Origin of the sequence: Oryzihumus sp. (assembly GCF_036391795.1) — a bacterium.
In the GTDB taxonomy this organism is placed as follows: Bacteria; Actinomycetota; Actinomycetes; order Actinomycetales; family Dermatophilaceae; genus Oryzihumus.
This window is the reverse complement of the sequence record NZ_DASVZH010000220.1, coordinates 1-5865: the sequence shown is the minus strand read 5'-3', so window position 1 is coordinate 5865 and position 5865 is coordinate 1. Positions and strand designations below refer to the sequence as shown.

Sequence of the window (5865 nt, the reverse complement as noted above, 5' to 3'; positions counted from 1 at the left end):
GGACGGCACGCCGGCGGCACACGCCCAGGCCAGGCCGTGGCGCCCGAGCAGGACGGCCACGCCCGCCGCGACGGCACCGGCCACCGACCCGGCGAGGGCGGTGAGCGCGGCCACCTGCAGCAGCAGGACCAGCGCGACGGCTGCCACCCCGCTCGGGCCGATGTCGCTGCGGCGCATGACCTCCAGTGCCCGCTCCCGGTCGTAGCTCGCGGACAGCCCGTCGGCGGTGTCGGCGAGGCCGTCCAGGTGCATCGCCCGGGTGCCCAGCACCAGTCCGGCGACGACCAGCACGGCGACCACCCCGGCAGGGGCGTGCGCGGCCCGGCCCAGGAGCAGGACCAGCACGACCGGGACGGCCAGCGGGAGCGCGGCCAGCGGGGCCAGGGCCATCGCCAGCCCGGCCACCTGGCGGTCGACCCGGCGGGGTGGCGCCACCGGCACGGCGGTCAGGGTGCCGACGGACAGGCGCAGCGCGTCGGAGAGCGTGCCCTGCTGCCGTCCCGCCGGCGGGGTGGTCACGCGGGGCTCAGGCCGGGACGACCGGGCAGCCGGACAGGTCCAGCACCCGGCCGGCGACGACGAGGACGACCTTGTCGCACACCGCGCTGACCGCGGCGTTGAGGCGGCCGAGCTCGTCGCGGAACAGCCGGCCCGAGGCCGTGTCCGGCACGATGGACAGGCCGACCTCGTTGGTCACCATCACGACGTCGACCACCGCCGAGCGCAGCACCGTCAACAGCTCCTCGGTGCGGTTCTCCAGGTAGGCGCCGGTGCCCTGCGGGTCGTGCCAGCCGTCGATGTCGTCGATCTGCCGGGCCAGCCAGGTGCCCAGGCAGTCGACCAGCACGGGGTTGTAGGCCGAGTCGATCGCTGCGGCCAGCCGCGAGGTCTCGACGGTCGACCACCAGGCTGGTCGGCGCATCCGGTGCCGCCAGATGCGGTCACTCCAGTCCTGGTCGGTGCCGTCCGGCACCGTGCCGGTGGCGATGTAGGTCACCCGCGTGCGGTGGTCGAGCAGGCTCTCGGCGTAGCGGCTCTTGCCGCTGCGGGCACCGCCCGTCACGAGCGTCGTGGTCATCGGTCAGGGTCCTCGAAGATCACCTCGGCGTCGAAGGCGGCGCGGCGCACCGCTCGGCGCAGGGTAGCAAGCACCGGCCGGCCCGCCACCAGCACCAGCGCCGCAGTCAGCAGGCCACGCGGGACGTCCCAGCCCAGGGAGGTGGCGAGGTAGAACGCGGCGTAGTGGCCGAGGTTGCTGGCCACCTCCGCGCCGGGCACGAAGCCCGCGCCGGTGGGGGCGCTCGAGCCCATGAACGGCCAGAACCACAGGTTCATCACTGCGCCGTAGAGCAGCCCCGCGCCCAGCCCGTAGGCCGCGAGCATGACCCGCTCGGCGCGCCCCGTCGCCGGCGGCAGCAGGGCGGCGCCGAGGGCGACCCACCCGGCGGCGACCATCTGGAACGGCAGCCACGGGCCGACCCCACCGGTGAGGAACGCCCCGGTGAGGACCGCGAGGGCCCCCAGGACGAAGCCAGTACTGCGTCCGAGGACCCGCCCGGCGAGCACGAGCAGGAAGAACATCGGCTCGAGCCCCGCGGTGCCGGCGCTGAGCACCCGCAGGGCGCCCCCGGTCGCGGCGAGCACGCCGAGGACGGCCACGGTGCGCGGGTCCAGCCCGCCCGCGGAGACCTCGGCGAGCAGCACCAGCGCGAGCAGGCCGAGCAGGACGGCGAACAGCCAGGGCGCGTCCTGGCCGTGGGCCAGCCCGGTGCCCGGCGCGACCACGAAGGGCCAGCCGAAGGAGGCCACGCCGACCAGGGTGACGAGCAGCAGCGCCACCACCGCGGGCCAGCGCAGCGAGATCACGACGCGCGCTCCAGCGCGGCGCTGACGTCGGCGACCGTGAGGTAGGGCAGCGGGTGGACGATCTTGGCCACCTGCGGGGCGAACGCCGGGGACCCGGCCAGCACGCCCCGGGCCGGACCCTGGGCGACGACCTCGCCGTCGGCCAGGACGACGACGTCGGTGGCGACCTCGGCGGCCAGCTCGACGTCGTGGGTCGCCAGGAGCACCGTGTGGCCGCTGCCGGCCAGCTCCCGCAGCACGGTGACCAGCCGGGCCTTGGCCTGGTAGTCCAGGCCGCGGGTCGGCTCGTCGAGCAGCAGCACCGGCGGCCGGCCGGTCAGGACCACCGCCAGGGCGAGGCTGAGCCGCTGCCCCTCGGACAGGTCCCGCGGGTGCAGGTCGCCGTCGACCTCGCCGGCGATGGTGCGCAGCAGCTCGCGGGCCGTGCCGGCGGGGGCGCCGAAGTCACGGTCGGCGGCACGGCACTCCTGGGTGACGGACTCGGCATACAGCAGCACGGTCGGGTCCTGGGGGACCAGGCCGACGTGGCGCACCAGGGTCGCCGGCGCCGCGCCGGCGGGGTCGAGCCCGGCCACCACGACGCGCCCGGCAGAGGCAGGGAGCTGGCCGGACAGGGCTCCCAGCAGGGTGGACTTGCCGGCGCCGTTGCGGCCCATGACCGCGGTGACCGTGCCCGGGTGCAGCACCAGGTCGACACCGCGCAGGGCCACCGCCGGACCACGGCGCACCACCAGCCCGTGGGACACCACGCTGCTGGCGGGCGACTCCGCGACGCGCCCGGTCGGCTCGGGCTGCGGGTCCTCGCGCCGCGCCTCGCCGTCCGCCTCGAGGACCCGGCGCAGCGACGCGGCGCGGCGCCGGGCGTCGCGCACCGACAGCGGCAGCGGGGCCCACCCGGACACCCGGCCCAGCCCGATCACCGGCGGGAAGACGGGGGAGCCGACCATCGCCTCGGCGGGGTCGAGCAGCGGCGAGACCTGGCCGTCGGAGACGAGCAGCACGCGGTCGGCGTGGTGGATCACCCGCTCGAGCCGGTGCTCGGCGAGGACCACGGTCAGGCCGACGTCGTGGACCAGGCGCTGCAGCGCCGAGAGCACGTCCTCGGCGGCCACCGGGTCCAGGGCGGAGGTGGGCTCGTCCAGGACGAGGATGCGCGGGCCGGCGGCCAGGACCGCGCCGATGGCGACCCGTTGCTGCTGCCCCCCGGACAGGTCGCGCAGGGCGCGGCCCCGGACGTCGGCCAGGCCGAGCAGGTCGAGGGTCTCCTCGACCCGGCGGCGCATCGCCGTGGCGTCGACGCCCAGCGCCTCCATGCCGTAGGCGATCTCCTCCTCGACGGTGTCGGTGACGAACGAGGCGACCGGGTCCTGCACGACGACGCCGACGAGGTCGGCCAGCTCGCGCGGCCGGTGGGTGCGGGTGTCGCGGCCGTCCACGACGACCCGGCCACCGAGGGTGCCGCCGGAGAAGTGCGGCACGAGGCCGTTGACGCAGCGCAGCAGCGTGGACTTGCCGCTGCCGGTCGGACCGACGACGAGCACCAGCTCCCCCTCGGGGATGGTGAAGTCGGCGCCGCGGAGGGCGGGGGTGGCCGCACCGGCATACCGCACGCTGACGTCGTGGAACTCGATCACGCTGGCACCTGGACCTTCTCGCGGGCGGGGACGGTGGCGGCGGCGCGCTGCGGCGGCGGAGGGCTGACCCAGGCGGCCAGGGCGGCGACCCCGATGGCCAGGACCGCGGCGACGGGCAGCTCGGGCAGCGTGGCCGGGACCTGGACCGGGATGATGCCCGGCCAGCCCCGGTCGCTGCCGACGAACATCACGATGGCCGGGACGATCCCGCACACGGCGACGGCCCACTCCGGCAGCGCCCACGGGTCGCGGCGGTAGCGGGTCCGCGGGTCGCGGCGGGCACCGGTGGCCAGGGCCGCCCCGGCGAGAACGGTGCCCAGCACGAGCAGGGGCAGGCCCATCAGCGGCGGGCTGGACCCGTCGAGCAGGCCGTAGAGCCCGGCGACGACGCCGAGCAGGCCGAGCACGGTCAGGGCGCTGGCCCGGCGCCGGGAGGCTGGCGTGCGGTGCACGGCTCGACCGTACCCGCGGGACTCCATCGAGGCGGCCAGGGCGAGCGAGCGGTCCAGAGCGCCCTCGAGCACGGGGACGGCCAGGCGGGCCATCTCTCGCAGCCCGCGGCCGGAGTGGCCGCGCAGCCGGCGGGCGGCCCGGACGCGGCCGGCGTCCTCGACCATCTGCGGGGCGTAGGTGAGGGCGACGACGACGGCGGTGCCCACGTCGTACAGGGTGGCGGGCACGTAGCGCAGCAGCCGGCGCGGGCTGGCCAGCACGTTGGTGGCGCCCAGACAGGCCAGGATCGCGGCGAGCCGCAACCCGTCGTATGCCGCGGCGAGCACGCCTTCCAGCGTCACCGGACCCCCGAGGCGCACCCCGGCGGTCCAGGCCGGCAGCGGGACCTCCGGCAGCCGGAAGAGCACCACCCGGCCGGTGACGCCGCCGCCGAGCAGGGCGGCCATGAGCACCCGCAGCCCGACGGCCACCAGGCCGATGACCAGGAAGCCGGCGAAGGCGTTGGACGCCCCGAGCTCACGGCGCTCGAGGACGACCCACGCCGCGACCGCCCCGATGAGCAGGAGCAGGAACGGGTTGGTCGTGCGCGAGGCGGCCGCGGCCAGACCGACGCCCCAGACCCACCACGCGACGGGGTGCAGCAGTCGCGGGAGGCTGGGGCGGTCGGCGGCCGTGAGCACGGATGGTCCTGGTGCCGGTCCGGTCAGGTCCTGCTGCGGCGGCGCACGGCGACCGCGCCGACGACGATGGCGACCAGGACGATGGCGCCGATGAGCACCAGGGTCGAGGTGCTCGTCCCGCTGGAGGCCTTGGCGTCCGCGGGGGCGTCGGCCTTCTTCGCCGCGGCGATGGTGACCGGGGTGTCCGCGGCCTTGGCGGCGGCCGAGACGGTCGCCACCGTGTCACTGCAGCCGGTGGCCGGCCAGCCGTCGATGCCGCACACCATCTGCTTCTCGACCCGGGGGCTGGCCACGGCCGCGAGGACCTCGGTGCCGCTGGCCGTGGGGTCGACCACGGCGCACTTGGCGACCGGGGCCGGCGGGGTGCCCGTCGCCGCATCGGCAGCGCGGCCGTAGTCGATGACCACACCGACGCGCTTCTTGCCCGCGACGGCCGGGGTGGCGCCACAGATGTCCTGGAAGCTGGGGGTGGCGCGCGGCGGGCGACCGGTCTCGGAGACCGCGAAGCGCCAGCCGTCGACGGCCCCGTCCCGGGGCTTGTACTGGTCGGAGCCGACCTGGGAGTACTTCCACGAGCCGTTGGCCTGCTGGAAGTAGCCCCAGTAGCGGTAGGCCGCTGCGCTCGCGGTGGCCGCGGGGCTGATGACGGCGGTGAACAGGGCCGCCACGAGGGCGGCCAGGGTGAGCAGGGCAGCCGGGCGCAGGGGGCGCACGGCGGTGGGGCGCGAGTGGGACATGAACCTCTCCTCGCGGCCGGTGGCGAGAAGGGCAGGGGCCGGGGGCCGGGTCTGCGCCTTCGGCTCCGGTCCGCATTCCACGACGGACGATCAACACTGGAGCCGACGCCCACGGCAGGTGCTCCGGCTCGCCGTCGCCGGGCCGCCTGGGCGGCGGCTGCGGTGACGGCCTACGGTTGCGGGTCAGCGCCGGACTTGGACCGGCTTCCCCTGGCTGCAGACGTGCGGTGCTCGCACGGTCCCACGCGGCATCGAGGGGTGTCAAAGTGGTCCCCGCCACGAGGAGAGGTGCCCCATGAGCAGACGCGCCCGTGCCGCCGGCCTGGCCCTCGGCTTCGCCGCCGACACCCTGCTGGGTGACCCCCGGCGCGGGCACCCGGTGGCCGCCTTCGGGCGGGTCGCCCGGGCGGCGGAGCGCCGGTGGTGGGCCGACAGCAGGCCGCGGGGCGCGGCGTACACCGCTGGTCTGGTGGCCGGCGCGGCCGGCCTGGGCTG

The 5865-nt window shown here is 76.5% G+C and carries 6 protein-coding genes and 1 pseudogene; 1 reads left to right on the top strand and 6 read right to left on the bottom strand.

From position 1 onward, the window contains the following. The 6 genes from VF825_RS13595 to VF825_RS13570 form a co-directional block, all read right to left on the bottom strand. A partial coding sequence (locus tag VF825_RS13595) for an adenosylcobinamide-GDP ribazoletransferase (protein ID WP_331114170.1) occupies positions 1 to 519 on the bottom strand: 519 nt, incomplete at its 3' end. 7 nt (positions 520 to 526) lie between these two features. Then, positions 527 to 1078 carry a bifunctional adenosylcobinamide kinase/adenosylcobinamide-phosphate guanylyltransferase gene (gene cobU, locus VF825_RS13590; RefSeq protein ID WP_331114167.1) on the bottom strand — a complete coding sequence of 184 codons (552 nt, stop codon included), beginning with the start codon at positions 1076 to 1078 and terminating at the stop codon, positions 527 to 529. Beyond that, on the bottom strand, positions 1075 to 1866 hold the full coding sequence (locus VF825_RS13585; RefSeq protein WP_331114165.1) for an ECF transporter S component: 792 nt from the start codon (positions 1864 to 1866) through the stop codon (positions 1075 to 1077). The genes cobU and VF825_RS13585 overlap by 4 nt, the downstream gene beginning before the upstream one ends. Further along, positions 1863 to 3500: an ABC transporter ATP-binding protein gene (locus tag VF825_RS13580; RefSeq protein WP_331114163.1), complete on the bottom strand. Its 1638-nt coding sequence runs from the start codon at positions 3498 to 3500 to the stop codon at positions 1863 to 1865. The genes VF825_RS13585 and VF825_RS13580 overlap by 4 nt, the downstream gene beginning before the upstream one ends. Further along, positions 3497 to 4633: an energy-coupling factor transporter transmembrane component T gene (locus VF825_RS13575; RefSeq protein WP_331114161.1), complete on the bottom strand. Its 1137-nt coding sequence runs from the start codon at positions 4631 to 4633 to the stop codon at positions 3497 to 3499. The genes VF825_RS13580 and VF825_RS13575 overlap by 4 nt, the downstream gene beginning before the upstream one ends. 23 nt (positions 4634 to 4656) lie before the next feature. Then, on the bottom strand, positions 4657 to 5370 hold the full coding sequence (locus VF825_RS13570; protein WP_331114159.1) for an SCO2322 family protein: 714 nt from the start codon (positions 5368 to 5370) through the stop codon (positions 4657 to 4659). A gap of 295 nt (positions 5371 to 5665) precedes the next feature. Between VF825_RS13570 and VF825_RS13565 the strand changes: the two are divergent. Next, a pseudogene (locus tag VF825_RS13565) lies at positions 5666 to 5865 on the top strand (cobalamin biosynthesis protein); the annotation flags it as partial.